This is a genomic window from Streptomyces sp. NPDC039462 (assembly GCF_055639375.1).
The window spans coordinates 42902-69392 of sequence record NZ_JBVKAO010000010.1 but is presented as its reverse complement, the minus strand read 5'-3'; the positions used below and the strand labels follow the sequence as shown (position 1 = coordinate 69392).

Sequence of the window (26491 nt, the reverse complement as noted above, 5' to 3'; positions counted from 1 at the left end):
GCGGGCCGCGCGCCGCCGGGCCTCACACCGCTCCCTGCCGGCCCCTGAGCCGCTCGGCGAACAGGCTCCACTCCTTGCTGACGCTCTCCGCGATGGGGGCGATGACGCCGACCCAGTGCGGCGGGACGGCGCCGACGAGCTCGCGCCAGCCGTCCGGGTCGCCGGCGTGCTGCGCCATCCACTGGAGGAACTCCTTGCCGCCCGCGGTGTAGCGGATGCACGGGTCGTTGGCGACCTTGGCCGCGACCGTCTCCCAGGCGGGGGGCTCATCGGCCGGTGCGCCGGTGCGCCGCGGGGGCGGGTCCTCGGCGTCCGGCGCCTGGGCGTGGCCGGCCGCCGGGGCCTCGGCGGCCCGGTCGGCCGGGTGCAGGGTCAGCCGCGCCCCGGTCCCCCTGAGCCCGTTGCGTTCGGGGCTGACACCGCGGCGCAGCCGGGCGCTCACGTCGTGGACGGTGCCCAGGGACACCTCGGTCTCCCGGGCGACCTCCCGCAGCGTGGCCTCGGGGTGGGCGTGGATGTAGGCGGCGGCACGGCGCCGGCCCTCGCCGGCGGTCACCGAGCGCAGCTTCCCGTCCAGGCCCAGGCGCTGGCCGCCCGGCGGGGTGGCCAGCGCGGAGCGCTCGCGCAGGGCCGCGATCGTCTTGGCGCTCAGTCCGGTGACGCTCGCGATGGCGCGGTCGGACCATTCGGGATGCGCCCGCAGCACGCGTTCGGCGCCGCCGATCCGGTCGGCCTTCGACAGCGGAAGTCCGTGCGCGCTGTTGGCCTTCATGGCGATGACGAGCGCTTCGGCGTCCGAGCAGTCGATGAGCCGCGCTTTGATGCTGTGGTCGCCGCAGAGTTTTGCGGCCTCCAGTCTGTGCAGCCCGTCGATGATCCGCCAGCCGTCTTTCTGGACGAGCACGGGCGGCAATTGGGAGCGGCCCGACGCCTCGACGAGCAGTTGGAGGTACGCGGCGTTGATTCCGCCCTGGCGCAGGTGCAGTCCGGGTGAGAGCGCATGGACCGGGAGTTCCTGCGCCGGTGTCTTCTCGATGTTTTGCGGGCTGATTTCCGGGCCGATTCCGGGGCTGCTTCCAGGGTCGATCACGGGGGTGATCCCGGGGGTGTTCTTTTCACCGGCCACCGGTTCGTCGCACCGTAATTCGGCGGAACTCAAACCGTCTGCGATCACCGTAGCCCGCCCGTCATTGAAAGCCATCCGGTGTGCCCTTTCTGCCGCTATTCCGGATGAGCGTCGCAGCGGGGTCTCTAGCCCCGGTCGAGGGTGAGTTGACGGTCGTCGGACCGCCGCCCGAGCGGGTTCGGAGCGCGGCCCGAGCCGGTTCGGAGCGCGGCCCGAGCACGCTTCAGGGCTTGACGGGCTTCAGGGCTTGACGGGCTTCAGTGCTTGACGAGCAGGCCGCGGCTGCGCAGGACCCAGCGCTCCAGGGGGCTGAAGATGAGCAGGTCGATGGCGATGCCGACCATGAGGATGAGCAGGATGGCTTCGAAGACCATGGCCATGTCGCTGGCGTTGCGGCCGTTTTCCAGGAGCTGGCCCAGACCGACGCCGAGGTCGGGGAAGGAAGCGATGATCTCGGCGGCCATCAGCGAGCGCCAGGAGAACGCCCAGCCCTGTTTGAGTCCGGCGACGTAGCCGGGCAGGGCGGCCGGCAGCACGACGTGCCAGGTGCCCTTGAGGCCGGTGGCGCCCATGGTGCGCCCGGCCCGCAGGAACAGCGGCGGCACCTGGTCGACGCCGGAGACCAGGCCGTTGGCGATGGAGGGGACCGCGCCGAGCAGGATCACCGCGTACATCATGGAGTTGTTCAGGCCCAGCCAGATCACCGCGGGCGGCACCCAGGCCACCGAGGGCAGCGACTGCAGGCCGGACAGGATCGGGCCGATCGCCGCCCGCAGGAACTTCAGCCGGGCCACGAGCAGCCCCAGGGGGGTGCCGATGAGCAGGGCGAGGCAGAAGCCGAGCAGGCCGCGCGAGACGGACGTCCAGATGTAGCCCAGGAGTTCGCCCTCCAGCCAGGCCTGCCGCGCCACGTCGTACACCGCGCCCGGGGAGGGCAGCTTGCTGGGGTCGTCGACGATCTCGAAGGAGACCAGCGCCTGCCACACCGCGAGGACCAGTGCGACGGCGGTGACGGGGGGCAGGACCTTCTCCCGCAGGGTCTGGGTGAGGGGCTTGCGGATGTGCTGGGTGGTCTCCAGGGCGTCGAGGCCGGCGAGGTCGTTGCCGTCCTTGGCGGTGGGTGTCTCAGTACTGGCCATGCCGGCGGATCTCCCCCCGCAGTTGTTCGGTGATCTCGATGGAGAGCTCGGCGACGGCGGTGTCCTCGATGCGGCGCGGCTGGGGGATGTCCACGTCCCAGGCGCGGGCGATGCGCCCGGGCCGGGAGGACAGCAGGATCACGCGCTGGGCCAGGCGGGCGGCCTCGCGCACGTTGTGGGTGACGAACAGCACCGAAAGGCGGGTCTCGCTCCAGATCCGGGTCAGTTCGTCGTGCAGCACGTCCCGGGTGATGGCGTCCAGGGCGGCGAAGGGTTCGTCCATCAGCAGCAGGCGGCTCTCCTGGGCCAGGGCGCGGGCCAGCGCGACGCGTTGACGCATGCCGCCGGACAGCTCGTGCACCCGCTTGCCGTGGGCGCCCTTGAGGCGGACGAGTTCCAGGAGCTCCTCGGCGCGCTCGCGCCGTTGCCTGGGGGCGATGCCGCGCAGTTTGAGGGCGAGTTCGATGTTCTTGCCGGCGGTCAGCCAGGGGAACAGGGCGTGTTCCTGGAACATCAGGGCGGGCCGGCCGTCGGTGGTGATCTCGCCGGTGGTGGGCCCGTCGAGGCCGGCGACGAGGTTGAGCAGGGTGGATTTGCCGCAGCCCGAGGCCCCCAGGAGGGTGACGAACTCGCCGGGTGCGACGGTGAGGCTGATGTCGTCCAGCACGAGCTGTGGCCCGGCGGGGCCGGAAAACGACTTCGAGACGTGTTCGAGGCGGGCGGCGTGGCGGGCCGTCGCGGTGGCGTCACCGGCCTCGGCCAGCGTCGTGGTCATGGTCGTCACCTCCTGGGAACGCATCGGGGTCAGCCGACGCCGAGGCCGGCGTCGTCGGCCGGGGGCCGGCCGGCGGCCTTCAGGATCGTGTTGAGCGGGGTGAGGTCGTAGATGCCGGTCAGGTCGGGCTCCTCGAGCAGGCCGGCCTCGACGGCGTGCCCGGCCTGGGTGCGCAAGGTGGCGGCCAGCGGGTCGTCGGTGAAGTCGACCGACTTCCAGGCCGCGTCCAGGACCTGGCGGGGCAGGGCCTTGCCGGCGTCGGCCGCCAGCTGTTCGTTGGCGGCCGCCTTGGCCGCGGCGGGGTGGGCGCCGATCCACTTGTTGGTGTCCACCGACGCCTTGAGCACCGCCTGGACGACCTTGGGGTGCCGGGCGAGGAACTTCTGCGACACGATGATGTTCGTGGTGACGAACCTGCCGCCGGGCCACAGCGTCTCCTCGTCCAGCAGGACCTTGCCGCCCTCGGCGACGAGCTTGGAGGCGGTCGGCTCGGGCACCCACGCGCCGTCGATGGAGCCGGCCTTGTAGGCGTCCGGGGTGACCTTGTTGTCGCTGCGCACCACGGTCACCTCGCCCTTGCCGCTCTGCGCGTCGACGTGCCAGCCCTGTTCGGCCGCCCAGTTGAGGAAGGCCACGTCCTGGGTGTTGCCGAGCTGCGGGGTGGCGATCTTCTTGCCCTTGACGTCGGCGAGGGAGGTGATCTTCTCGGGGTTCACCACGAGCTTCACGCCGCCGGAGGCCGAACCGCCGATGATGCGCAGGTTCTTGCCGCCCGACTTGGCGAAGCCGTTGATGGCCGGGGACGGGCCGATCCAGCCGATGTCGAGCGACCCGGAGTTGATCGCCTCGATCTCGGAGGGGCCTGCGTTGAACGTCGCGTACGTCGCCTTCGTGGCGCCCAGCGCCTTTTGGAAGAAGCCCTGCCGGTTGCCCACCAGCGCGGTGGCGTGGGTCAGGTTGGCGAAGTAGCCGATGCGTACGGAGTCCAGGCCCTCGATGCGCTGCGCGCCGGCGGCGATCTTCGCTCTGCCCTGGTCGTCCTTGGCCTGGGAGCCGTAGCCGCAGGCGGTGAGGGCCAGCAGGAACACGGCGGCCAGGACCGGGAGGGTACGGCGCGGTGCGGTACGGCGCGGCACAAGGCGGCGCGGCGCGCGGCGGCGGGCGGGCGGGGGCGGGCCGGCGGCGGGCATGCTCAAAAGTCCCATCCGTCGTCCCCGGTGCCGTCGGCGGCCGGGTCCGGGGAGGCGAACGACTCGCCGACCATGCCCGCGGTGAGGGTGGTGCCGTCGCCGGGGTCGATCAGGATGAACGAGCCGGTGCGCCGGGAGTCGGCGTAGGAGTCGACCGGCAGCGGTTCGGCGGTGCGCAGCTCGACCCGGCCGATGTCGTTGGCGGCGAGCTGTCCGGGGTGCGGATACAGCGACAGGTCGTCCAGGGTGAGCCGGGAGGGGATGTCCTTGACGATGGCCTTGACGGTGCGGGTGCCGTGCTTGAGCAGCACCCGGTGGCCCACGCGCAGCGGCTGGTCGGCGACGTGGCACACGGTCGCCTCCACCTCCCGGGTGGTGGCCGGCGCGTCCGTGGCCGGCACGATCAGGTCGCCGCGCGAGACGTCGAGGTCGTCGGCGAGCAGCACGGTCACCGACTGCAGGGTCCAGGCGCTGTCCACGGGCCGGCCCAGCCGTTCGATGGCGGTGATGGTGGAGGTGCGGCCCGAGGGCAGGACGCACACCTCCTGCCCGACGCGGAAGGTGCCCTCGGCGATCCGGCCGGCGTAGCCGCGGTAGTCGGGGTGCTCGGGGGTCTGCGGGCGGATCACGTACTGCACGGGCAGCCGGGCGGAGCAGGGCGCCAGGTGCGGGCTGACCGGCACGGTCTCCAGGTGTTCCAGGACGGTGGGGCCGCCGTACCAGTCCATGTGCGCGGAAGGGTCCACGACGTTGTCGCCGGCCAGCGCGGAGATGGGGATCACGGTGACCTCGGGGCCGCCCAACTCCTTGACATAGGCGGTGTATTCCTCGGCGATCGCGGTGAAGACGGACTCCCGGTGGCCGACGAGGTCCATCTTGTTGACGGCCAGCACGACGTGCGGGACGCGCAGCAGGGCGGCGATGGCGGTGTGGCGGCGGGTCTGCTCGACGACGCCGTTGCGGGCGTCGACCAGGATCACCGTCAGTTCGGCGGTGGAGGCGCCGGTGACCATGTTGCGGGTGTACTGCACGTGCCCGGGGGTGTCGGCGAGGATGAAGCGGCGCCGCGGGGTGGCGAAGTAGCGGTAGGCGACGTCGATGGTGATGCCCTGCTCGCGCTCGGCGCGCAGGCCGTCGGTGAGCAGCGCCAGGTCGGGGGTGGCCTGGCCGCGGTTGCGGGAGGCGTGGGCGACGGCTTCCAGCTGGTCGGCCAGGACCGACTTGGAGTCGTGCAGCAGGCGGCCCACCAGGGTGGACTTGCCGTCGTCCACGGAGCCGGCGGTGGCGAAGCGCAGCGTGTCGACGGTGGTGTCGGTCAGAACACTCATCTCAGAAGTACCCCTCGCGCTTGCGGTCTTCCATCGCGGCCTCGGAGAGCTTGTCGTCGGCCCTCGTCGCCCCGCGCTCGGTCAGCCGGGACGCGGCGATCTCCGTGATGACCTTGTCGATGGTGTCGGCGTCGGAGTCCACCGCGCCGGTGCAGGACATGTCGCCCACCGTGCGGTAGCGCACCCGGCGCCGCTCGGTGCGCTCCCCCTCCCGGGGGCCGCCCCAGGGGCCGGCGGTCAGCCACATGTGGTTGCGCCGGAACACCTCGCGTTCGTGGGCGAAGTAGATCTCGGGCAGTTCGATGTGCTCACGGGCGATGTACAGCCACACGTCCAGCTCGGTCCAGTTGGAGAGCGGGAAGACACGGACGTGCTCGCGCGGCAGGTGCCGGCCGTTGTACAGGTTCCACAGCTCGGGGCGCTGGCGGCGCGGGTCCCACTGGGAGAACTCGTCGCGCAGGGAGAACACGCGCTCCTTGGCGCGGGCCTTCTCCTCGTCGCGGCGTCCGCCGCCGAACACGGCGTCGAATCCCTGCTGTTGGATCGTGTCCGTCAGCGGCCGGGTCTGCAGCGGGTTGCGGGTGCCGTCGGGGCGCTCCTTGAGCTCTCCGCGGTCGATGTAGTCCTGCACCGAGGCGATGTGCATGCGCAGTCCGTGCCGGGCCACCGTGCGGTCGCGGAAGGCCAGCACCTCGGGGAAGTTGTGCCCGGTGTCCACGTGCAGCAGTGCGAAGGGCACCGGTGCCGGGGTGAAGGCCTTCAATGCCAGGTGCAGCATGACGATCGAGTCCTTGCCGCCGGAGAACAGCACCACCGGGTTCTCGAACTCGCCCGCCACCTCGCGCAGGATGTGGACCGCCTCCGACTCCAGCGCGTCGGGGTGCGAGAGGGCGCAGGGGGTCTCCCTGTCCTGCTCGCCGGCCCTGACCGGGTCGACGGTCGGCGTCATAACAGTCCCCTTTCGGTGAGCAGGGCGTACACCGCGGCGGCGGACTCCCGCACGCTCTGGTGCTGGGAGTCGATGCGCAGGTCCGGTGCGATGGGCTCCTGGTACGGGTCGTCCACGCCGGTCAGGCCGGTCAGTTCCCCGGCGGCCTGTTTGGCGTACAGGCCCTTCACGTCGCGTGCGCTGCACACCTCCAGGGGGGTGGCGACGTGCACTTCGAGGTAGGGGGTGCGGTTGCTGTCGTGGCGCTTGCGGACCGCTTCGCGGCTGTCGGTGTACGGCGCGATCACCGGGACCAGCGCCAGGATGCCGTTGCGGGCCAGGAGTTCGGCGACGAAGCCGATGCGCTGCACGTTGGTGTCGCGGTCGGCGCGGGAGAAGCCGAGGCCGGCCGAGAGCGCCTCGCGGATCTCGTCGCCGTCCAGGACCTCCACGCGGTGGCCGTCGGCGCGCAGCCGGTCGGCCAGTTCGTAGGCGATGGTGGTCTTGCCGGCGCTGGGCAGTCCGGTGAGCCAGACGGTGACTCCGGTCGTCACGGGCATCTCCTGGGGGTCGGGGGTGGCGTCCGTGCGGCGCGTACGGGTCAGAGCGGCCGGGCAGCCACAGCGGCGGTGGTGCGGGGGGTGCCGAACCAGTGGGCCAGTGCGTCGGTCAGGTCGCTGTCGCTGCCCGGGGTGGTCCAGGCGACGTAGCCGTCGGGCCGGATCAGGACCGCCTCCGGCGCGTCCGGGTGGTCGCTCCAGGTGGCGGTGAGGATGTCGATGCGGTCGGCCCAGTCCTCGGCGAGCTGGGCCGCCTTGCCCGCACCCTCCGCTCCCGCCGTGCAGATCAGTACCCCGCGGGCGGTGTGCAGCAGGTCGGCGACGCGGGACCGGGTGCCATCAGGGCGGGTCAGTTGGTGGTGGGGCGGCATGCGCCGGCCCAGCAGGGGGTGCTCCCCCGGTCCCATGTCGTAGCGGATGCCCAGGCCGCTGAGGACGCCGGCCAGGTGTGCGGCGGCGTCCTTGTGGGTCATCAGTTCGCTCAGCACGGCGCGCAGCGGGGCCATCTCCTGGCCGGTGAGGCGCAGTTCGATGGCGGCGCGGGCGTTGCGCGCCAGTTGCCGGCCGATCGGGTGGCGTTCGCCGTGGTAGGTGTCCAGCAGGTCTTCGGATGCCTGGCCGCGCAGCACGGCGGCCAGTTTCCAGCCCAGGTTGACCGCGTCCTGCACGCCCACGCTCAGCCCCTGGGCCATCGCCGGCGGCTGGACGTGGGTGGCGTCGCCGGCCAGGAAGACGCGGCCGCGCCGGTATTCGGCGGCCACCCGGGAGGCGTCGGTGAAGCAGCTGATCCAGCGGCACTGCCCGTGGTGGATGGACTCGCCGGTCAGGCGCTGCCAGGCGTCGGCGAGGTCGGTGTAGGACAGCGAGTCGCGGTCCTTGGGGCGCATGCCCCGCTCGTAGGCGACGACCCGGGTGACGCCGTCCTCCAGGTCCATCGCCATGATCATGCTGCCGTCGGGGAGGTTCTCGCCGATGCGGCGGCGGCGGGTCTCGATGCCGGTCACGTCGGCCGTGTAGAAGCCGCGGGTGGGTTCGGGGCCGGAGAAGTCGATGCCGACCAGCTTGCGGACGGTGCTGCGGCCGCCGTCGCAGCCGATGAGGTAGCGGGCGCTGTCGTGGCCGGGGCCCCGGTCGTGCTGGAAGGTCACGTCGACGCCGCCGGGCCGCTGGTGCAGTGCGGTGACCTCGTGGCCGCGGCGTACCGGCACCCCGAGTTCGCCCACCCAGTCCTCCAGCATCCGCTCGGTGCGGAACTGGGAGACGCCCCGGGCGCCGCTGTGGTCCTCCGCCAGGATGCCGAGGTCGATGGGCACGCCGCCGAAGTGGCTGTCGGCGGGCTCGGTCGCGCCGAGCCGGGTGAGCAGTCCGCGCTGGTCGAAGCTTTCGACGGTGCGCCGGGTGAGGCTGGCGCCGCGGGACTCGCGCGCCGGGGCGGGCAGCTTTTCGTAGACGACGACGTCGGCGCCGCCCAGGCGCAGTTCGCCGGCCATCATCAGCCCGACCGGGCCCGCGCCGACGACTATCACGTCCCTGGTCATGCTCACGCTCCTGTTCGGTGGGTGGCGCGGGGGGTGCCGAACCAGTGGGCCAGTGCGTCGGTCAGGTCGCTGTCGCTGCCCGGGGTGGTCCAGGCGACGTAGCCGTCGGGCCGGATCAGGACCGCCTCCGGCGCGTCCGGGTGGTCGCTCCAGGTGGCGGTGAGGATGTCGATGCGGTCGGCCCAGTCCTCGGCGAGCTGGGCCGCCTTGCCCGCACCCTCCGCTCCCGCCGTGCAGATCAGTACCCCGCGGGCGGTGTGCAGCAGGTCGGCGACGCGCGCGGAGGTGCCGTCGGGGCGGGTCAGTTCGTGGTGGGGCGGCATGCGCCGGCCCAGCAGGGGGTGCTCCCCCGGTCCCATGTCGTAGCCGATGCCCAGGCCGCTCACGATGCCGGCCAGGTGTCCGGCCGCGTCCTTGTGGGTCATCAGCTCGCCCAGCACGCCGCGCAGCGGGTCCATGTCGGCGTCGCCGAGGTAGAGCATCGACGCGGCCTGGGCGTCGCGGATCAGTTGCTGTCCGACCGGGTGGCGTTCGCCGTGGTAGGTGTCCAGGAGGTGCTCGGGCGCCCAGCCGCCCAGCACGGCGGCCAGTTTCCAGCCGAGGTTGACCGCGTCCTGCAGTCCGGCGCTCAGGCCCCAGGCGGCCAGCGGCGGCATCGCGTGCGCGGCGTCGCCCGCCAGGAGCACCCGGCCGCGCCGGTACGCGGCGGCCAGGGCGGCCGCGTTGTTGCAGGACCACATCCACTGTGCCTGCGCGTGGTGGATGGACTCGCCGGTCAGGCGCTGCCAGGCGTCGGCGATCCGCGGGAAGGTCAGGGTGGCGGGGTCCTGGTGCGGGGACAGGCCCTTGTCGTGGACGACGATGCGGTAGCGGCCCTCGCCCAGCGGGGTGCACACCACCATGTGGCCGCCGGGCAGGCGTTCGCCGATGGGCCGCGGGCGCAGCGTCACCCCGGTGATCTCCGCGGTGTACATGCCGCGGGTGGGCTGCCACTCCTGGGCGGGGATGCCGGCCGCGGTGCGGACGGTGCTGTGCGGGCCGTCGCAGCCGACCACGTAGCGGGCGCTCACCGTGCCGGGGCCCTGGGGTCCGGTGAAGCTCACCTGGACGCCGTCGGGCCGCTCGTGCAGCGCGGTCACCTCGTGGCCGCGGCGCACCGGCACCCCGAGCTCGGCCAGCCGGTCGCCCAGCATGGTCTCGGTGCGGGCCTGGGACAGGCCCAGGACGCCGCTGTGGTCCTCGTCCAGCATGCCGAGGTCGAAGCGGACGCCGCCGAAGTGCCCCATCGGGCCCCACCGGAATTCACCGAGCCGGGGAAGCAGTCCGCGCTGGTCCAGTGATTCCGCGGCCCGCCGGTTGAAGCCGAGCGCCCGGGATTCTCCACAGGGGGCGGGGAGCTTGTCGAAGACGGTGACATTCACACCGCCCAAGTGGAGTTCACCGGCCAGCATCAATCCCACGGGACCGGCACCGACAATTATTACGCCAGTTTCCATTGTTGACCTTCCACGCGGGACGGCTGAGGAATCGTCGTTGTCAAACTACACATCACCATGTCCGGCTGCAATGACGGTGATGAATTCATAAGCGGGGCCGGTGGTTTGGGCGTTCAACCGCGCATTTCACGCGGTTGAACGCGACGGGCGGACGGCCAACTTCCGGATACCCGCGGCCCTTTCCGGATGCGGGAAGAACAACTTCCGGATGCGGGACGGGCACCTTCCGGGTGCGGGCTAGGGCGTGGGGACCGGCTGGGGGCCGGCCTGGCAGGTGGCGTCGGCGCCCCGGGTGGCGGCCGGGCGGCTGCCGTCCTTGAGGTAGGCGCCGACCAGGTCGTTGACGCAGGCGTTGGCGTTGCGGGACAGGGACGTCTCGTGCTCGTAGCCCTCGCGCTCCACCAGCAGCCGGGAGTCGGGGAAGCGCCGGTGCAGGGCGCGGGCGCCCGACAGCGGGGAGCCGGCGACGTGCTGGCCCTGCACCACCAGGACGTTCACGTCCTTGGCGCCGATCTTTCGCGGTGTGTCCGCGGGCGCGGGCCAGAAGGCGCACGGCGCGTTATACCAGGCGTTGTACCAGGTCAGGAAGGTGTTGCCGGCGCGGTACTGGCGGGAGTAGTCGGTGTGCCAGCGCTGCCAGTCGCGCGGCCAGGGCGAGTCGCTGCACTGGACGGCGTTGTACATGGCCTGCTTGTTCTGCGTGGGGTAGCCCGGTTCGTTGAAGCCGGCCTTCAGGCCCGCGGGGTCCTTGCGCAGCACCCAGTCGGCCAGGGCCTTGGTGTGCCCGGTCCAGGCGGAGCGGCGGTAGAGGGGGACCAGGAAGATCTCGGTGTATTCGGCCGGGCCGATCCGGCCCTCGACGGGCGCCTCGCGGAGCCTGTCCATGCCTTCGTAGTACTTCGCCTCGACCGCGGCCCCGGTGGTGCCCAGGTGGTAGGTCGCATCGTGCCTGGCGATCCAGGAGAAGTAGTTCTCGGCGCTCTTCTCGAAGGTCGCGTTCTGTTCGAGGACGTCCTTGTACCAGCCCTTCTCGGGGAGCATCACGGTGTCCAGGACCATGCGGCGCACCCGGTGGGGGTACATCGAGGCGTACAGCGAGCCGAGGTAGGTGCCGTAGTCCCAGCCGAAGTAGGTGAGTTGCTCCTGGCCCAGGGCCCGGCGGATCAGGTCCAGGTCGCGGGCGGCGTCCTTGGTGCCCAGGTGGTCGAGGGTGGCGCCGTGGGCGCGGCCGCAGCTGTCGGCGAAGTCACGGGCCTTGGTGCGCCAGGCCTCCTCCTCGGCCGTGGTGGCGGGGACCAGGTCGGCGCGGGCCGCGCCGGGCCAGACGTAGCCCGGATCGCAGGTGATCTTCGGTTCGCTGGCGCCGGTGCCGCGCGGGTCGAAGCCGATCCAGTCGTAGGTGGCGCCGACGGCCGGGGACAGCCCGGAGGTGCCCTTGGCGAACCGGGTGGGCAGGTCGCGGCCGAACTGGCCGGGCCACTGGCCGCGGTTGAGCAGCACGATGCCCTGGTACTGCTCCTCGGGTGCGGTGTGCCGGGCGCGGGTCAGCGCCAGTTCTATGGTGCGGCCCTGGGGCCGGTCGTGGTCGAGCGGGACGGCCAGCGAGCCGCACTCCAGCCCTTTGAGCAGGCCCCCGACGACGGGGTCGCTGTCCGGGCAGGGCGACCAGGAGATGCCGGACACCGGCCGCTCGGCCGGGGCCTTCGCCGGTGCCGCGGCGACCGTTCCCGCCAGGGCAGTGGCGGCCGCCGCCGTAATTGCTAGGAACTTCCTCACGTAATCCCCTTCTTGAGGCTGGTCCGCCGCCGGGCCGATATTCGGGCAGGCCGGCGAAGCCGGTGTTTCACGGGCAGGGTCCAGGGGGCGGCGCGAGACTATCCGCTGCGGGAAGTGGCGTGAAAACAACTACGGTTGAACAATGACCGCCGGTCGAGCGGGGCTGGAATGGCGGTATCGGGCCAGTGCGGCGGGCCGGTTCCGTAAACACGAAAAACCCCGCGGAGCAGCCGGTAATTCGGCTCTCCGCGGGGGAAAGGAGAAAAGAGAGGGAGTGGTGTTACCGCGCTGCGCCGGGTATGGACGGGCCGCCGGGCTGGGACGGGTTGCCGGGCACGGACGGACTGCCGGGTGCGGGCGGGCCGCCGGCGGCCATCTGCTGCATCCTCTCGCGCATGTTCGCGGTGGTGTTGGCGTGCGGGAAGTCCGTTGCCGGCGCCTCTTCGCCCAGGAAGGCGCACAGCGGGTCCCAGCCCTGCTTGACGTCGTAGACCAGGAGGTTGTCGGCGGGGACGGCGTCGATGATCTCCTGGTTGCGGCGGTGGTAGACCTCGATGGCGTGGTCCTTGTCGGAGAACCGGCCCTTGAACAGCCCCTCCCAGGTCATGACGTTGGTCATGCGGTAGACGCGGGCCTGCCGGGTGCCCTGCTCGGGAGGGGTCTGCTGGTTCTTCAGGACGAACTGGTACAGCGTGTTGTACGTGCTCTCGTACCAGCCCTCCGCGTCGCGCACCGTGAGGACGACCTTGGCGTCGGGGAACGCCTGGAGGATCTGGTCGTAGTAGAAGGAGGGCGGGCCGTCCACCGCGGAGGTGTAGCCCTCGAACACCGCCTCCCAGTCGGGCTGTTGCCCCTCGCAGACGATGCGTTCCCACTGCTCGAGCCGCTTCTCGTCGCCGACGATGTCGAACATGTGGTAGCAGGGGCCGTAGCCGAGCCGTTCCAGCGCCACCTGGAGTGAGGTGGTCCCGGTCCTGCCGAGACCGGCGTTGATGAGCTTCAACACGGTGCGGTTCCTTCCCTGCGGCTGGGTGTCGGCTGGGGGCGTGCGGGGCCGGCCGTCACTGCTATGACGCCCGGCGGCGCGCAGATGTGACAGGCCCAGGTCACCGCGCGGCGGTGGCCGAGGAGGGCGGGGGTGGTTCAGCGCCAGGGTGCGGGCACCTGCCGGGTGGCGACGTTGATGCGGTTCCAGCAGTTGACCAGGCCGATGTGGATGACCAGGGAGGCGAGTTCCTCCTCGGTGTAGTGCTCGGCCGCGTCCTGCCAGACCTCGTCGGGCACCGCGTCCTCGCGGCCGCTGAGCTCGGTGGCGTCCTCGGCCAGCGCCAGGGCGGCGCGCTCGGCGGGGCTGAAGCAGGTCGCCTCGCGCCACTCGGCGACCTGGGGCAGGCGGGTGTCGGCCGCGGCGGCCTGCCCCAGGTCGTCGGGGATGGTGTAGACGCGGCCGTTGATCTGGCTCACCCGCAGCCGGATCAGGTCGAGCGTCCGCTGCGGGACGCCGACCTTGCCGATGACCTTGGTCAGGTCGAGCAGGGGCTGCAGGGCGTCGGCGACGACCAGCGAGGGGTTGTTCATCCGAGGTGGCATCGGGGCGTCTCCTGAGGGTCGGGCCCGCACCGGCATCGCTCCTGGGCCTCCCGGCCAGATGCGCGGGGGCGGCGAGCGGAGCGGGGGGCGGGCAGCGGCGAGTGCCGGTGCACCAGGCTGCCGTCGCGCTGTCCGTCCTGCAAGGGGGAGGCGAACGGCGCGGTGCGCGGCCGGTGTTCGACCGCGCGTTGCCGCAGTTGAACATCCCCGGCGTTCACCATGGCCTCGGGTGGGCCGGTCGAACTGTGTGAGTCTTCGACGGGTTCCGCCATGGGTGATCCACCCCCTCCCCCCTCTTCACGACAGAAGGGATGACAGACGTGCCCCTCGACAAGATCGCGCTGATCACGGGCGCCAACAAGGGCATCGGGCAGGAAACGGCACGGCAGTTGGGCGAGCGGGGCGTCCTCGTCCTGATCGGCGCCAGGGACGAGGTGCGCGGCAAACAGGCGAGCGCCGTGCTGGCGGACCGCGGCATCACGGCGGTGCCGCTGCACATCGACGTGCGCGACGCGGCCTGCGTGGCCCGGGCCGCGGCCCTGATCGAGCAGCGCTACGGCCGCCTGGACATCCTGGTCAACAACGCCGGGATCGCCGGGGGGTTCACCGGGGCGCCCAGCCAGGCGGCCGCGGACGACCTGCGGGAGGTGTACGAGACCAACGTGTTCGGCGTGGTCACCGTGACCAACGCGATGCTGCCGCTGCTGCGCCGCTCGCCGGCCGGGCGCATCGTCAACATGTCCAGCCACCTGGGGTCGCTGGCCCTCAACGCCGATCCGGCCTCCCCGATGGCCCACGTCAACATGCTCGCCTACCAGTCCTCCAAGACCGCGCTGAACGCGCTCACCCTGGCCTACGCCAAGGAGCTGCGGGACACCCCGGTCAAGGTCAACGCGGCCCATCCCGGCGTGGTGGCCACGGACATCAACGGCCACCGGGGACAGCGCACCCCCGCCCAGGGCGCCGTGATCGCGGTCCGCCTCGCACTGCTGGACGCCGCGGGACCCAGCGGGGCGTCCCTGTCGGAGGACGGCCCGGTGCCCTGGTAGCAGGGGCCCGCGGGCTCCGATGAACCTCGTCTTCTGCTCGGCTCATCCTCGAGAGCCCGGGCGGAACGTGACTGACGGCGCGTGAGATCCGGGAGATACCGGACCCCCGATGCAGGAGGAGAGCGGGAGCGATGAGCTTCATCAAGGTTTGTCCGGTGGACAAGATCCCGGCCGACGGCGCGATCGCGGTGGAGGTCGAGGACGCACCGGTGGCACTGGTGCGCAGAAACGACACGGTGTACGCGGTCAGCGACCTGTGCTCGCACGCCGAGGTCTCCCTCGCCGAGGGGGAGGTCTACGGCACCACGATCGAGTGCTGGCTGCACGGCTCGTGCTTCGACCTGCGCACCGGCCGGCCCGTCAACCCGCCGGCGACCCAGCCGATCGCCACCTACCGGGTGAAGGTCGAGGACGGCTTCGTCTACGTGGCGCCCCACCCCAAGGACTAGGGACAGGTGGACATGAAGTCAGCACAGCGAGCGCAGTCGGCGAAGCCGGTGGTCGGGATCACCGCACGGACGGTCCCGGTCGCCTTGCAGGGCGCCGACATGGTGGTGAGCCTCTCGCTCCAGTCGCACGTGGACTTCCTGGCCGCCGCGGGCTGCATTCCCGTGGTGCTGCCGCTGGGGCCCGGCGTCGAGCAGCTCGTCGGGAATCTGCAGGGGCTGCTCGTCCCGGGCGGCCCGGATGTGGATCCCGCTCTGTACGGGCAGGAGCGGCACCCCACCACCCGCGCCGCCGGCCCGGACCTGGACCGTGCCGAACTCGCCCTGATCGGAGCCGCGTTGGAGGCAGGGCTGCCGCTGCTGGCCATCTGCCGCGGCATGCAGCTGCTCAATGTGCGCTGCGCGGGCACCTTGCACCAGCATCTGCCGGAGGTCACCGGCAGCGACGCCCACCGCCCGCAGGGCGCCGGTTTCGAGTTCGGCCGGCATGTCCTGGACGTACGGGCCGGTAGCCTCGTCGCCCGGATCTTCGGCGAGGACACCCCCAAGACCGCCTGCCACCACCACCAGGCCGTGGACCGTATCGGCACCGGCCTGACCGCCACCGCCCGCACGCCCGACGGTGTCGTCGAGGCGGTCGAGGCGGTGGGCCATCCCTTCGCGCTCGGCGTGCAGTGGGAGGCCGGCCAGACCGAGGACGACCGCCTGCACCGGGCGCTGGCCGACGCGGCCCGGCGCAGCTGAAGCACCGGGCGCCGAGCCGCCCGGGAAGAACCACTCCGCGCAATCCACCCGTCATCGACCCGGGCTAGAGAACCCCTGGTCATGCTTCGCGCACATCTCGGATCAGCATGCGCGGTTCAGCATGCACAGCCGATCACGACACATTCCGTGTCGCCTTTCATTCCCGGCACATTCGGCAGTCCCCGTGAGCGTGAGACTGTCACCTTCCGGAAGGACGAAAATGGGAGCAGTCGAGGTTCCGGTTCTTATCGTGGGCGGTGGCGGATGCGGTCTTGCCGCCTCCAACTTCCTGTCCGACCACGGTGTGGACCACCTGCTCGTCGAACGGCACGCGGACACCGCGCACGTGCCGAAGGCGCACTACCTCAACCAGCGCACGATGGAGATCTTCCGTCAGCACGGGCTCGACGGGCCGATGGTGGAACAGGGAGCGCCCCTGGAACTGTTCGGGAAGCTGCGCTGGCTGACCTCGCTCGCCGGCGAGCGGCCGATGGACGCCCGGCACATCCACGAGATCGACGCCTTCGGCGGCGGCTCGCTGCGCGAGCGGTACGCGGCGGCAGGCCCCGTCATGCCGGTCAAGCTGCCGCAGGTGCGCCTGGAGCCGATCCTGCGCCGCACCGCCGAGGAACGTAACCCCGGACGCGTCCTGTTCGGCCACGAGATGGTCGCCTTCACCGACGAGGGCGACCGGGTGGTCGCCGAGATCCGCGAGCGGGCCACCGGCGAGAGCACCACGGTCACCGCCCGCTATCTGATCGGGGCCGACGGCGGCCGCACGGTGGGCAGCGCCCTGGGCATCGAGATGCAGGGCGTGCCCGGCCTGCTGGACGTGACGACCGCGTACTTCACCGCCGACCTGTCGCAGTGGTGGCAGGAGGGCACCCTGCTGACCCACTTCCTCAACGCCCACGACCCGGATCTGTGCAGCAACCTCATCGAGATGGGGCCCAGCTGGGGCAAGGCCTGCGAGGAGTGGGTCCTGCACTTCCCGCCGATGGACCCCGACCACCTCGACGAGGAGTCGGTCGTGGCCCGGGTGCGCCAGCTGCTCGGCCTGCCCGAGCTGGAGCTGAGCCTGCACCACGTGACCAACTGGACGGTGCAGGCGCTGGTCGCCGAGCGGTACCGCAAGGGGCGGGTGCTGCTGGCCGGCGACTCCGCGCACCGCCAGCCGCCCACCGTCGGCCTCGGATTGAACTCCGGCATCCAGGACGCCCACAACCTGGCGTGGAAGCTGGCCGCGGTGCTCGGCGGCCGCGCCGACGACGCCTTCCTGGACACCTACGAGGCCGAGCGGCGGCCCGTGTGCCGGCTCAACGTCGACTGGGCGGTGTCGGCGGCCTCCCACCACCAGGCCGTCCTGGACACCGTGGGCCTGGGCCCGCACGCCCCCGCCCAGCGCCGGCAGCGGATGTTCGCCGCCTACTTCGACCAGTCTCCCATCGGTGAGGTGGTGCGGGCCCGGACCGCGGAGATCCTGGACACCCACCGCGCCGGCTGCCAGGCGCACGACTTCGAGATCGGCTTCAACTACGAGCAGGGCGCAGTCGTCCCCGACGGCAGCCGGCCCCCGGCCAGGACGGCGATGCGCGATGTGTACCGGCCCACGACCCGGCCCGGGCACCGGCTGCCGCACGCCTGGCTCGAGCAGGACGGCCGGCGCCTGTCCACCCACGACCTGACCGGCTCCCCGGCCGGGTTCGTGCTCATCACCGGGGCGAGCGGCGGCGCGTGGGTGGAGGCAGCCGCGCAGGTGGCGGAGAAGCTCTCCCTGACCATCCACGCGGTGCGCATCGGCGAGGACGCGGAGTTCACCGACGCCGAGGGCGTGTGGGAGAGCGTCCGCGAGGTCGCCGGGGACGGCGCCGTCCTGGTGCGCCCCGACAACCACGTGGCCTGGCGCAGCATGGGCGCCGGCGAGAACCCGGCGGACCTGCTCGCCCACGCGTTCTCCCGCATCCTCGACCCGAGTGTCACTGCGGGTTCCGCTTCCTGATCGAGCGACAGACGAAAAAAAGGGGCCCGGCCCTGGTGCACGGCATTCCCGGCGGGCCGGGCCCACCCCTGTCGGTGGGGCAATGGACGACGTCGGCGGCAATGGACAACGGAGGAATACGGTGGCGGTAGACGGAGCGGTCCTGGTGCTGGGCGGAACCGGCCGGCAAGGAGGTGCAACGGCCCGCGAGCTGCTGCGCCGGGGGCAGGTCGTGCACGCGCTGGTGCGTGATCCGCAGGCGCCCGCGGCGCGCGCGCTCGCCGAGGCGGGTGCGGTGCTCGTGCGCGGCGACCTGGAGGACCGGGCGTCGCTGGACGCGGCGATGCGGGGCGTGCAGGGGGTGTTCAGCGTCCAGACGTTCCGGGGGCCCGGCGGGGTGGCCGCGGAGGAGCGGCAGGGCAGGGCGGTGGCCGACGCCGCCGCCGAGGCGGGCGTGGCCCACTTCGTGTACAGCTCGGTGGGCGGCGCGGACCGCTGCGAGGTCATCCCACACTTCCGGAGCAAGTGGAACATCGAGCAGTACCTCCACAAGCTCGGCCTGCCGGTGACGGTGCTGCGGCCGACCATGTTCTACGACGTCCTCCTGGACCTGGGCCCGCGGCTGGTGGACGGCGAGCTGGTCCTTGGCCTGTGGCTGCGTCCCGAGGTGCCGGTGCAGGTGATCGCGACGAGTGACATCGGGGCGTTCGCCGCGGACGCCTTCGGGGACCCGGCCGCGTGGCTGGGCCGGCAGGTCGAGATCGCCGGTGCGGAGCTGACCGGGCCGCAGATCGCTGCGGCGTTCGGGGCGGTGGCCGGTGTCCCGGCCCGCTATGAGCAGCGCTCCTTCGAGCCGCTGCGCCAGGCCCGCCCGGACCTGGCCGCCATGTTCGACTGGCTCGACACCGAGGGCTACAGCGCCGACATGGCCGAGCTGCGCCGCCTGCGGCCCGGCCTGGTCGACCTGGAGACGTGGCTGCGCGGCAACTGGAGCGTGCCGGTGGCCTGATGCCGGGGCCTGGCGGGCCGCGTCGCCGCCAAAAGGGTTCGGGCATGCCGCCGCCGCGGCCGGTTGTGTAACACCGGCCGCGGCGGCGGAGTGGGTTTGTCAGGTGGTGGCGAACCCGGCCAGGACGCGGCCCAGGATGTCGGTGTCGATGCGGTGCCAGGAGCCGGGCAGCTGCATCCCCCAGCCATTGGGCAGCACGGTCGCGGTCGCCCGGGCCGCGTCGCGCAGCCAGTCGCCGGTCGCGTCGCTGTTGAGGACCAGCGCCGGGGTGCGCAGGGCGGCCAGGCGCTCGGCGGGCACCTCGAAGTCGCCCAGGATGGTCGTGTCGTACACCAGGGTGTGGGCGTTGGCCTCGTTCGTCGCCCACAGGGGGGCCTTGCGCCAGTCGGCGATGGTCTCGGGGCTCAGTCCCAGCAGTTCGCGCAGCCAGTACTCCGCGGTCTCGCCGCGCCGCTCCTGGGCGAGCAGCGTGCGCAGGGTGTCCATGCAGTCGGCCGGGGGCTTGGGGTGGGGGGCGATGCGGAAGTAGGGCTCGTGCAGCGCCAGTTTGGTGATCGGCACGCCGGCCAGGGCCGCTTCGAGGGCCAGGTTCGCGCCGGTGGAGCCGGCGAAGACGACCGCCTGCCCGCCGGCGTCGTCGATGACCGCCGCCAGGTCCTCGATCTCGCGCTCGACGGCGTACTGGGGGGCGTCGCCGCTCTGTCCCCGGCCGCGGCGGTCGTAGACGTAGGTGGTGCAGTGCGGCGCCAGCTCCGGGACCAGCGCGTCGAAGATGGTGTGATCGCGGAACGCGCCGTTCATCAGCACGATGGGCGGGCCGTCGCCCGTGCTGCGACAGGCGATCGTTGTGCCGTCCTGGGACACGACCTTCCGCATGCCACCACTCTCCTTCGGGTTCCCCGGGTGTGTTGTCGCAGCGAATGTCCAGTGCTCCGGTCGATGGCGGGTTGAGGATGAATCGGGTGCGGCGCCACACGCAAAGGGCCCCAAGTGCCCCTGGATCCAGTGGATTTCGGGTCCACTCCCGCTCAACCGAGACTATCGACACCCCTTCAAAACTGATGCGACACCGTATCCACGAAGGAGCAGGTCGTATGGCGGACAACGGAATGGCTCGGGCGGGCACGGTTCCGCATGTGGTCGTCGTCGGGGGTGGCGTCGCCGGGCTGGCGGCGGCGTTCTTCCTGCGCGAGGAGCCGGTGCGGGTGACCGTCCTTGAGGCCGGGTCCCGGCTGGGCGGGCAGCTGTCCGTGTCGGAGCTGGCGGGCGTCGTCATCGACGAGGGCGCGGAGTCGACCTATGCCCGGCGGCCCAAGACCGCCCGCCTGCTCACGGCGGCCGGCCTGGAGGACCAGGTCGTGGCGGCGGGCACCAAGTCGATGGCGCTGTGGAGCGGAAAGCAGCTGCGGCCGCCGCTGGACCGGCAGTTCATGGGTGTGCCCTGCGACATGGACGAGCTCGCCCGGTCCGGCATCCTGTCCGAGGCGGGCATGGCCCGGGCCCGCCAGGACCTGACGCTGCCCCGCAGCGAGCGGGACGGGGACGTGTCCGTGGCGGACTTCGTCGGCGGGCGCATGGGCCATGAGGTCGTGGACCGCCTGGTGGATCCGTTCCTGTCCGACGCCTACTTCGGCCGCGCCCAGGAGCTGTCGTTCCAGGCCACGCTCACCCCGCTGGTCACCGCCGCGCGCCGGCGCGCCTCGCTCGCCGAGGCGGCCGGGGCGCTGCTGCCCGCTCCGCCGCCGCCGGGGCAGGCGCCCACCACCGGCATCTCCACCCTGGCCCGGGGGCTCGGTTCGCTGCCCCAGGTCCTGGCGGACGGCCTGCTGGCCGCCTCGCCCGGCTCGGCGGTGCGCACCGGGGCCGCGGTGCGCGCGCTCGAACGCCGCGCGCACGGCTGGCGGGTGAGCGTGGATGGCGCCGCCGGGCCGGAGCACCTCGACGCCGACGCCGTCATCGTCGCCACCCCGGCCGCCCACGCCGGCCCGCTGCTCGCCGGGGCCGGCAGCCCCCAGGCCGCCACGGCGCTCGCCGAGATCCCCTACGCCGGCTCCGTGATCATCACGCTCGCCTTCCCCCGCGAGGCCCTTGCGGCGATGCGCGCCCTGGGGCACAGCGGCTACCGGGTGCCTGCGGTGGACGGGCGGGCGCTGAAGGTGGTCACGTTCTCCACCATGAAGTGGCCGCACCTGGCGGGCGAGGTGGACATCGTGCGCTGCCAGGCGGGCGGCAGCGGCGGCGAGGACCTCCTCGGACGCGAGGACGCCGACCTCGTCGCGCTGGCCGCCGCCGAACTCGCCGAGGTCACCGGCGTGGTGGGCAAGCCGCTGGACTCGCGGGTCAGCCGGTGGGGCGCGGCGGTGCCGCAGTACACGGTCGGGCACCTGGAGCGGGTGGCGCGCATCCGCGCCGGGGTCAAGGACCGGCCCGGGCTCGCGGTGTGCGGCGCCGCCTACGACGGGGTCGGGGTGGGCCAGTGCGTGGCCAGCGCCCTCAAGGCCGCCGAGGAGGTGCTCGGCGCGCTGCCCGCCCACACCCCCGCCCCCTCGGCATGACAGGCCCGCACCCCGCCGCAGCACCAGATCCTTGCGAAGGAGGCTGACATGCCGATGCCCCAAAACAGCGCCGACTCGATGCCCCGGCACACCGTGAGCGCCGTCGACTTCTGGTTCGACCCGCAGTGCCCGTGGGCGTGGATCACCTCGCGGTGGATCCACGAGGTGGCGGGACAGCGGCCCCTCACCGTCCGCTGGCACGTGATGAGTCTCGCCGTCCTCAACGAAGGGCGCGACGTGCCGCACAAGTACCGCGTCGGGCTGGGCTTCGGGCCGGTGCGCGTGTGCATCGCCGCCGAGCAGAAGTACGGCCCCGAGGTGCTGAGCCGCCTCTACACCGAACTGGGCACCCGCTACCACCACGAGAAGGCCCCCAAGGACCGGGCCACCCTGCGGGCCGCGCTGGAGGCGGCCGGCCTGGACGGCGAGCTGGCCGCGGCGATGGACTCCACCGAGTACGACACGGCGCTGCGCGCCTCGCACCGCGCCGGCATGGACCAGGTCGGCCAGGACGTGGGCACCCCGGTGATCGCCGTGGACGGCAACGCGTTCTTCGGCCCGGTGGTCACCCCGGTGCCGCGGGGCGAGGCCGCGGCGAAGCTGTGGGACGGCGTGCTGCTGGTCACCGCGACGGACGGGTTCTTCGAGCTCAAGCGCACCCGGGACCGCAAGCCGGTGTTCGACTGACACTGATGCCTTCGGCCGTCGGCCCGCGCTGCGCCACACGGATGGCGCCGAACCCCGCCCCCAGGGCGCCCGCCCCCGTCAGGATGTGACCCAGCACGGTCACCGAACGCGCGGAGGTGACCGTCGCGCCGCGCACCGGCACACGTCGACAGGAGCAGATGATGAAGTTCCGAACCTACGTCGAGCCTCCCGAGCCCATGCGGGGCCTGGAAGTTCCTCCGGAGGTCGTGGAGAAGCTCGACGGAGGCAAACGACCGGCGGTGACCATCACGGTCAACGGGCACTCCTGGAACAGCCGGCTCGCGATCATGCGGGGCCGCCATCTGATCGGCTTCAGCAAGGCCAACCGGGAGGCCGCCGGGGTCGAGACCGGTGAGGAGGTCGAGGTGGAACTCGCCCTGGACACCGAACCCCGGGTCCTGGTCGAACCGGACGACTTCACCCGGGCCCTGGACGCCGACCCCATCGCCCGCAAGGTCTACGACCGGTTGTCGCCCAGCCGCAAGAGGGCACACGTGCACGCCATCGAAAGCGCGAAGAAACCCGAGACGCGACAGAGGCGGATCGAGAAGGCGGTGGCGGCGCTGCGCGACGAGGCGTTCACGTAACCCCTGCCGGGTCCCTCACCCCCGCACCCCCGCATGCGCCCCGTGCCTTGACAGCACCCCTTCGGCAGCCCGGGCCGGCGCCCGCCCCGGGCTGCCGAAGGAACGGCGAGAGGCGCACTCCGGGGGGTGGGGCTTGGCATCAGCACTCCCCGCTCCCCGACCTCGCCGGGGGGACCCCAAACCGCCAACCGGCACTGCCCTTCTTGCCGGACGCCTCGGGCCTGACGGACAGTCAGTAGCTTAGGAAAACTCACCCCGGTGCGGTTGCGACGGAAGTCCTGGTCTCAAAGGACCTCGGACCCCCATGCGCGGTACGCGCGGCTTTGGCCCCATGGCATTCTCTGACGGTCGTGACGCCGCGCGCGCCACTGCCGGCCTCGCCCCCTCCCCCACGAACCAGCCCCCCCCGCACCGAGAACCACAGAATCAGGAAACACAGGAAACACATGAGTACTCAGCGCACCACCCGGTACCGCCGGCGCATCGGCCTCGCGGCCCTGGCCGCCCTCACCGCTCTCTCCGTGGCCGCGTGCGGCGGCGGATCCGGCAAGAAGAGCAGGTCCGGCGGGTCCGGCGGGGCGGCGGAGTCGAGTCAGTCGCCCAAGCACCTCAAGCTCGGGCAGGCCGGGCCGGTGCAGGAGATAACCAAGTACGAGAAGACCGGCACGTTCTCCCTCACGCCGACGAAGGTCACCCTGGGCAAGCCGGCCGACCTCGACGAGCTGAACGACCAGAAGAAGTACAAGGACCTGAAGGTCGCCTGGATCTATGTGAAGGCCGCCCACGTGGGCGGTTCCGCGGTCAAGGAGCCGATGGTGATGAGCGACGTGAGCGGCGAGACCTCCGCGGGCGAGCCCGCGACCAAGTTCATCCTCATCGGCGACCTCTCCAGCCGCCCCGCCGACTGCGTCGGCGACGACGGCAGGAAGAGCCTGGAGGGCGAGGACATCTGGAAGAAGGGCGAGACGCGCACCGTGTGCGAGCCCTACCTCATCCCCGCCGACGCCACGCTGAAGGCGGTGACGTACTCGCAGGGGTACTACAAGGAGCCGATCAAGTGGGCCGTGCGGTAGGCACTCCGGGGCCCGTTCGGGTGGAGAGGGTGGGCTGTGCCGTTACCCGGCCCCGCTGCCGCGGCAGGTGACATAGCGACAGTACCTGCATATTCCAGGAGGAATATACTCATGCGCGTTCGCTCGACCATCCTCGCCGCCGCCCTGACCGCGTCCGTCCTGGCCCTCGGGGCGGGCGCGGCCGTCGCCAACGACGACGACCACGACCGCTACGCCCCGCACCACCAGCTGAGCTACGACCACGAGGGGTTCGCCGGTACGTACGACAGCGTCGGCGGCCCGCTCGGCATCGTCTGGGCCGAGGCCGCGGGCTACGACCACGAGGGCACGGGCCACGCGCCCGGCGTCCGGCGCTGACGCACGCGCTCGGCAGCCGCAGGCGGCGCGGTGGCAAGGCGGGATCCGTCCCCCCTTGCCACCGCGCTGTGCTCCGGGCGGCCCTGAGCGCCCCTGCTCACGGGCCCGCTCACCCCGCTCACCCCGCTTCTGCGCGCACCGGGTGGCGGGGGGCAGCTGGCGGGGGCCGGCCACGGAAGGCAAGGACCCGATGACGCATGCCACGGTCCCGGGCGGGCGTGAGGTGCTGCTGCATCGCCTGCGCGCGGCCGCGGCGGCCTCGGCCGCGCAGGGTGAGTGCTGGCCTGTGCTGCTCGCGGACCTGCTCGGCGGGATGGGGGCCACCTGGCAGGAGTCGGCCGAGGTGTGCGCCGATGCCGCGTGGCAGGCCCGTGCCATGGGGCGCAGCGCGCTGCTGTTGCTGGAACCGCACGAGGTCGCCCGTCGCATCGCCCGGCACGACGAGCCGGCCGCGGCTCGCGCCCTGCGCCACCTCTACCTCAACAGTCTGCGCTACGACTTCCGCTGTCACAGCATCGAGGACCTCTTCGCGACACTGGCCCGGCACGGCGGCGACGAACTGGACTGCTACTCACGGGCGTTGTGGGCCTTCGCCCTGCTCGCCCGGTCCGACCGCAGCGGATACCCGCGCATGGAAGAGGTGCTCGCGCAGGCCGGCCACCATGCCAAGACGCTGCACGTCCTGTTGCACGGCCTGTGGCTGGCCCACGGCCTGGCGGGCCGCGATGAGGCCATGCTCCGCATCCTGGGCCACGAGGCGTTCGCCGACCGGACCGACCCGATCGCGCTGTTCCGCGAAGCCACCGCCCACCGCGGCCTGGGCCACTACGCCCAGGCGCTGGCGGCCATCGACGAGGCCGTGGAGCACCTGTCCCCGGCCGCGGTGCATGTGCACGCCGACTTCGCCCGCGAACGCTCCCTGATCATCGCCATGCGCGAGCTGGGCCACCGCCCCGGCTCCTGCGGGTGACCGCTACCGCCTCTGCCGGCTGTGCGGCCGCCGCTGGGGGCGTGACTGCGCCCGGTCCAGCACCAGGTTCGCCACGATCCCGAGCACGGTGGCCGCCGCCGAGGGCAGCCACGGGTCGGTGGCGTGCAGCCCGGGGGTGAACTCCAGGACGAACAGGGCGGCCAGGAACGTGGTGAGGCAGGAGCTAAGGGCCTCCACCGCCTGCCGGGTGCGCTGCGAGGGCGGGTTGAGCCGCAGCAGGAAGCGCACCGGCGCGGTGAAGACACCGGCGAGCAGCCCGCAGGGCAGACACAGCAGGGCGGCCCAGAGCAGGGTGCCCGCCCCGTCGAACTCGATCGAGTCGCTGAACGCGGCGGTGACGAGCAGGACCAGGAGCAGGAGGAAGAGCATGACGAGGGCCGCGACCCCGACGCCGAGGCCCGTGATCCCGACCGCGGCCAGGAGCTTCCCCCTGGCACTGAAGGAGTCCCAGGTGGGTTCTTCGTCGTCTTGCCGGTGCTGTTCGCTCATCGCTCACTCCCTTCTTGTTGCGTCCGCACCTCCTGGCGCGGGCCGCGCTCCTGGAAGGACGAGGAGTGCGACCCGCACGCACGGGAGGAGGATGGTCAGACCGCGACGAGCATGATGGCGTGCGCGAGGTCCTTGGCCACATCCGCCGGGACGCCCGCGCGGACCATGGCGATGGTCAGGGCGGTCTCACTCCAGCCTTCGACGTCCTCGATCGCGTCGGCGATCTTGTTGCCGTACTTGCCGACGTACTTCCCGGTCGGCTTGTGGACCTTGCCGAGTATCTTGCCCGCCCAGGTGCCGCCGTGCCGCAGGCCGGCCACGATCAGCTTGCGGACGATGGTGCCCATGCCCAGCGCCCGCTTGGAGCGGTGGTGCGGGTCCTGCAACTGCTGGGCGTACTGCTCGAACTCATTGATCTGCTGCGCGTCCGCCCCATCGGCGCGCATGCGTGCGACGAGGTCCAGCACGTCCTCGGCGGTCGGGCTGAGCACCTCCTCCATCTGCGTCGCCGCCTCCTGCGCACGGCTCGCCTCGGTGGCCGAAGCCATCGGTGCGGCGACACCGAAGGCGACACCCGCCATGGCAACGGTGGCGGCCATGCGCAGCATGTTGTGCTTCACGTATGCTCCTTGTTGAAGGTGAAACGATGCGGGCGTCATGGGTGCACCTGGGCCTTCGAAACCTGTGCACCGGCGCCCGCATCCGCCCGGCCCTCGACAGGGGTACGAACCGGAACGGTCCCCCCGAGCGGAATGATCATGAACATAGCGGGGCACCCGGGGCGCTCTCCACTTCACACCTCGTGACGATCATCACTGATGCCGCGTCACCACCCACACTCGGGCCAATCGGTCAGGTCGGGCTCGGAGCCCGTGGATACGGGGGCAGCGGGCGGAGAGGGTTTCGCACTCGCGGGCCCGGCGGCGGGGCAGCACGAGCCAGCCGCAGGCCGGCGCACCGTGCGGCGTTTGCTCTCCCAGTTCGCCGCCGCGAGCCCTCACATGACCCAAGGCGTGGGCCGGCACCGGCTACCGCACCAAAGCAATCGACCACGGAGCA

The 26491-nt window shown here is 71.9% G+C and carries 26 protein-coding genes and 1 pseudogene; 12 read left to right on the top strand and 15 right to left on the bottom strand.

Annotation, left to right across the window (positions count from 1 at the left end; translation table 11 throughout):
* Window positions 1-22: 22 nt before the first annotated feature.
* The 12 genes from ACZ7LU_RS37530 to ACZ7LU_RS37475 form a co-directional block, all read right to left on the bottom strand.
* Entirely contained in the window at window positions 23-1090 is a 1068-nt protein-coding gene (locus ACZ7LU_RS37530) for a ParB/RepB/Spo0J family partition protein (protein WP_471919330.1), read from the bottom strand.
* Between the two features lie 293 nt (window positions 1091-1383).
* Window positions 1384-2265, bottom strand: coding sequence for an ABC transporter permease (locus ACZ7LU_RS37525; RefSeq protein WP_471919329.1), 882 nt, complete (start codon window positions 2263-2265; stop codon window positions 1384-1386).
* Entirely contained in the window at window positions 2252-3040 is a 789-nt protein-coding gene (locus ACZ7LU_RS37520) for an ABC transporter ATP-binding protein (RefSeq protein ID WP_468316129.1), read from the bottom strand. The genes ACZ7LU_RS37525 and ACZ7LU_RS37520 overlap by 14 nt, the downstream gene beginning before the upstream one ends.
* Before the next feature lie 29 nt (window positions 3041-3069).
* Window positions 3070-4230, bottom strand: coding sequence for an ABC transporter substrate-binding protein (locus tag ACZ7LU_RS37515; protein WP_471919525.1), 1161 nt, complete (start codon window positions 4228-4230; stop codon window positions 3070-3072).
* A gap of 2 nt (window positions 4231-4232) precedes the next feature.
* Entirely contained in the window at window positions 4233-5558 is a 1326-nt protein-coding gene (locus ACZ7LU_RS37510) for a sulfate adenylyltransferase subunit 1 (RefSeq protein ID WP_471919328.1), read from the bottom strand.
* Between the two features lies 1 nt (window position 5559).
* Entirely contained in the window at window positions 5560-6507 is a 948-nt protein-coding gene (gene cysD / locus ACZ7LU_RS37505) for a sulfate adenylyltransferase subunit CysD (RefSeq protein ID WP_471919327.1), read from the bottom strand.
* A complete protein-coding gene (gene cysC / locus ACZ7LU_RS37500; protein WP_471919326.1) occupies window positions 6504-7040 on the bottom strand; it encodes an adenylyl-sulfate kinase in 537 nt (178 codons plus the stop codon). The genes cysD and cysC overlap by 4 nt, the downstream gene beginning before the upstream one ends.
* 47 nt (window positions 7041-7087) lie before the next feature.
* Window positions 7088-8584 carry an FAD-dependent monooxygenase gene (locus ACZ7LU_RS37495; protein WP_471919325.1) on the bottom strand — a complete coding sequence of 499 codons (1497 nt, stop codon included), beginning with the start codon at window positions 8582-8584 and terminating at the stop codon, window positions 7088-7090.
* Between the two features lie 2 nt (window positions 8585-8586).
* Entirely contained in the window at window positions 8587-10080 is a 1494-nt protein-coding gene (locus ACZ7LU_RS37490) for an FAD-dependent monooxygenase (RefSeq protein WP_471919324.1), read from the bottom strand.
* Window positions 10081-10317: 237 nt separating this feature from the next.
* Window positions 10318-11856, bottom strand: coding sequence for an alpha/beta hydrolase (locus ACZ7LU_RS37485; RefSeq protein ID WP_468092048.1), 1539 nt, complete (start codon window positions 11854-11856; stop codon window positions 10318-10320).
* A gap of 280 nt (window positions 11857-12136) precedes the next feature.
* On the bottom strand, window positions 12137-12862 hold the full coding sequence (locus ACZ7LU_RS37480; protein ID WP_471919323.1) for a sulfotransferase family protein: 726 nt from the start codon (window positions 12860-12862) through the stop codon (window positions 12137-12139).
* A gap of 137 nt (window positions 12863-12999) precedes the next feature.
* A complete protein-coding gene (locus ACZ7LU_RS37475; RefSeq protein WP_398310629.1) occupies window positions 13000-13446 on the bottom strand; it encodes a carboxymuconolactone decarboxylase family protein in 447 nt (148 codons plus the stop codon).
* A 311-nt stretch (window positions 13447-13757) separates the two neighbouring features.
* Between ACZ7LU_RS37475 and ACZ7LU_RS37470 the strand changes: the two genes are divergently transcribed.
* From ACZ7LU_RS37470 to ACZ7LU_RS37450, 5 genes are all read left to right on the top strand, one after another.
* A complete protein-coding gene (locus ACZ7LU_RS37470) occupies window positions 13758-14495 on the top strand; it encodes an SDR family oxidoreductase (RefSeq protein WP_471919322.1) in 738 nt (245 codons plus the stop codon).
* Window positions 14496-14626: 131 nt separating this feature from the next.
* On the top strand, window positions 14627-14944 hold the full coding sequence (locus ACZ7LU_RS37465; protein ID WP_471151795.1) for a Rieske (2Fe-2S) protein: 318 nt from the start codon (window positions 14627-14629) through the stop codon (window positions 14942-14944).
* A gap of 12 nt (window positions 14945-14956) precedes the next feature.
* Window positions 14957-15685, top strand: a complete 729-nt coding sequence (locus tag ACZ7LU_RS37460; protein WP_471919321.1) for a gamma-glutamyl-gamma-aminobutyrate hydrolase family protein — start codon at window positions 14957-14959, stop codon at window positions 15683-15685.
* Between the two features lie 220 nt (window positions 15686-15905).
* Complete coding sequence (locus ACZ7LU_RS37455) at window positions 15906-17684, top strand: FAD-dependent monooxygenase (protein WP_471919320.1); 1779 nt, start codon at window positions 15906-15908, stop codon at window positions 17682-17684.
* Between the two features lie 121 nt (window positions 17685-17805).
* Window positions 17806-18672, top strand: coding sequence for an NmrA family NAD(P)-binding protein (locus ACZ7LU_RS37450; RefSeq protein ID WP_471919319.1), 867 nt, complete (start codon window positions 17806-17808; stop codon window positions 18670-18672).
* Window positions 18673-18771: 99 nt separating this feature from the next.
* Here ACZ7LU_RS37450 and ACZ7LU_RS37445 read toward each other — a convergent pair whose 3' ends face one another.
* A complete protein-coding gene (locus ACZ7LU_RS37445; protein ID WP_398310646.1) occupies window positions 18772-19548 on the bottom strand; it encodes an alpha/beta fold hydrolase in 777 nt (258 codons plus the stop codon).
* A 218-nt stretch (window positions 19549-19766) separates the two neighbouring features.
* Here ACZ7LU_RS37445 and hemG point away from each other — a divergent pair, with 218 nt between their 5' ends.
* The 6 genes from hemG to ACZ7LU_RS37415 all read left to right on the top strand — a co-directional run bounded on the left by hemG (window position 19767) and on the right by ACZ7LU_RS37415 (window position 24922).
* On the top strand, window positions 19767-21227 hold the full coding sequence (gene hemG, locus ACZ7LU_RS37440; protein WP_471919318.1) for a protoporphyrinogen oxidase: 1461 nt from the start codon (window positions 19767-19769) through the stop codon (window positions 21225-21227).
* Window positions 21228-21275: 48 nt separating this feature from the next.
* Window positions 21276-21914 (top strand): mycothiol-dependent nitroreductase Rv2466c family protein, encoded by a 639-nt coding sequence (locus tag ACZ7LU_RS37435; RefSeq protein ID WP_471919317.1) that lies wholly within the window; start codon window positions 21276-21278, stop codon window positions 21912-21914.
* Window positions 21915-22072: 158 nt separating this feature from the next.
* Complete coding sequence (locus ACZ7LU_RS37430; protein WP_398310655.1) at window positions 22073-22522, top strand: YdeI/OmpD-associated family protein; 450 nt, start codon at window positions 22073-22075, stop codon at window positions 22520-22522.
* 446 nt (window positions 22523-22968) lie between these two features.
* Window positions 22969-23595: a hypothetical protein gene (locus ACZ7LU_RS37425; RefSeq protein WP_471919316.1), complete on the top strand. Its 627-nt coding sequence runs from the start codon at window positions 22969-22971 to the stop codon at window positions 23593-23595.
* A 111-nt stretch (window positions 23596-23706) separates the two neighbouring features.
* Entirely contained in the window at window positions 23707-23952 is a 246-nt protein-coding gene (locus ACZ7LU_RS37420; protein ID WP_398310661.1) for a hypothetical protein, read from the top strand.
* A 190-nt stretch (window positions 23953-24142) separates the two neighbouring features.
* The gene (locus ACZ7LU_RS37415; RefSeq protein ID WP_468092068.1) at window positions 24143-24922 is read left to right on the top strand and encodes a hypothetical protein; all 780 of its coding nucleotides are present in this window, start codon (window positions 24143-24145) and stop codon (window positions 24920-24922) included.
* A 3-nt stretch (window positions 24923-24925) separates the two neighbouring features.
* Here the strand turns inward: ACZ7LU_RS37415 and ACZ7LU_RS37410 are convergent, their stop codons facing one another.
* Together ACZ7LU_RS37410 and ACZ7LU_RS37405 are read right to left on the bottom strand one after the other, a co-directional pair.
* Window positions 24926-25432, bottom strand: a complete 507-nt coding sequence (locus tag ACZ7LU_RS37410; RefSeq protein WP_468092070.1) for a hypothetical protein — start codon at window positions 25430-25432, stop codon at window positions 24926-24928.
* Between the two features lie 95 nt (window positions 25433-25527).
* Window positions 25528-26052: a hypothetical protein gene (locus ACZ7LU_RS37405; protein WP_468092072.1), complete on the bottom strand. Its 525-nt coding sequence runs from the start codon at window positions 26050-26052 to the stop codon at window positions 25528-25530.
* 348 nt (window positions 26053-26400) lie between these two features.
* On the opposite strand from ACZ7LU_RS37405, the pseudogene ACZ7LU_RS37400 reads away from it, so the two are divergent.
* Window positions 26401-26491: pseudogene (locus tag ACZ7LU_RS37400) on the top strand (IS5 family transposase); the annotation flags it as partial.

Excerpts from the sequence above, each read along its gene's own strand:
- ACZ7LU_RS37525 (WP_471919329.1), bottom strand. The coding sequence starts at position 2,265 with ATGGCCAGTACTGAGACACCCACCGCCAAGGACGGCAACGACCTCGCC.
- ACZ7LU_RS37520 (WP_468316129.1), bottom strand. The coding sequence starts at position 3,040 with ATGACCACGACGCTGGCCGAGGCCGGTGACGCCACCGCGACGGCCCGC.
- ACZ7LU_RS37515 (WP_471919525.1), bottom strand. The coding sequence starts at position 4,230 with ATGCCCGCCGCCGGCCCGCCCCCGCCCGCCCGCCGCCGCGCGCCGCGC.
- ACZ7LU_RS37510 (WP_471919328.1), bottom strand. The coding sequence starts at position 5,558 with ATGAGTGTTCTGACCGACACCACCGTCGACACGCTGCGCTTCGCCACC.
- cysD (WP_471919327.1), bottom strand. The coding sequence starts at position 6,507 with ATGACGCCGACCGTCGACCCGGTCAGGGCCGGCGAGCAGGACAGGGAG.
- ACZ7LU_RS37495 (WP_471919325.1), bottom strand. The coding sequence starts at position 8,584 with ATGACCAGGGACGTGATAGTCGTCGGCGCGGGCCCGGTCGGGCTGATG.
- ACZ7LU_RS37490 (WP_471919324.1), bottom strand. The coding sequence starts at position 10,080 with ATGGAAACTGGCGTAATAATTGTCGGTGCCGGTCCCGTGGGATTGATG.
- ACZ7LU_RS37475 (WP_398310629.1), bottom strand. The coding sequence starts at position 13,446 with ATGCCACCTCGGATGAACAACCCCTCGCTGGTCGTCGCCGACGCCCTG.
- ACZ7LU_RS37470 (WP_471919322.1), top strand. The coding sequence starts at position 13,758 with ATGACAGACGTGCCCCTCGACAAGATCGCGCTGATCACGGGCGCCAAC.
- ACZ7LU_RS37465 (WP_471151795.1), top strand. The coding sequence starts at position 14,627 with ATGAGCTTCATCAAGGTTTGTCCGGTGGACAAGATCCCGGCCGACGGC.
- ACZ7LU_RS37460 (WP_471919321.1), top strand. The coding sequence starts at position 14,957 with ATGAAGTCAGCACAGCGAGCGCAGTCGGCGAAGCCGGTGGTCGGGATC.
- ACZ7LU_RS37455 (WP_471919320.1), top strand. The coding sequence starts at position 15,906 with ATGGGAGCAGTCGAGGTTCCGGTTCTTATCGTGGGCGGTGGCGGATGC.
- ACZ7LU_RS37445 (WP_398310646.1), bottom strand. The coding sequence starts at position 19,548 with ATGCGGAAGGTCGTGTCCCAGGACGGCACAACGATCGCCTGTCGCAGC.
- hemG (WP_471919318.1), top strand. The coding sequence starts at position 19,767 with ATGGCGGACAACGGAATGGCTCGGGCGGGCACGGTTCCGCATGTGGTC.
- ACZ7LU_RS37435 (WP_471919317.1), top strand. The coding sequence starts at position 21,276 with ATGCCGATGCCCCAAAACAGCGCCGACTCGATGCCCCGGCACACCGTG.
- ACZ7LU_RS37430 (WP_398310655.1), top strand. The coding sequence starts at position 22,073 with ATGATGAAGTTCCGAACCTACGTCGAGCCTCCCGAGCCCATGCGGGGC.
- ACZ7LU_RS37425 (WP_471919316.1), top strand. The coding sequence starts at position 22,969 with ATGAGTACTCAGCGCACCACCCGGTACCGCCGGCGCATCGGCCTCGCG.
- ACZ7LU_RS37420 (WP_398310661.1), top strand. The coding sequence starts at position 23,707 with ATGCGCGTTCGCTCGACCATCCTCGCCGCCGCCCTGACCGCGTCCGTC.
- ACZ7LU_RS37415 (WP_468092068.1), top strand. The coding sequence starts at position 24,143 with ATGACGCATGCCACGGTCCCGGGCGGGCGTGAGGTGCTGCTGCATCGC.
- ACZ7LU_RS37410 (WP_468092070.1), bottom strand. The coding sequence starts at position 25,432 with ATGAGCGAACAGCACCGGCAAGACGACGAAGAACCCACCTGGGACTCC.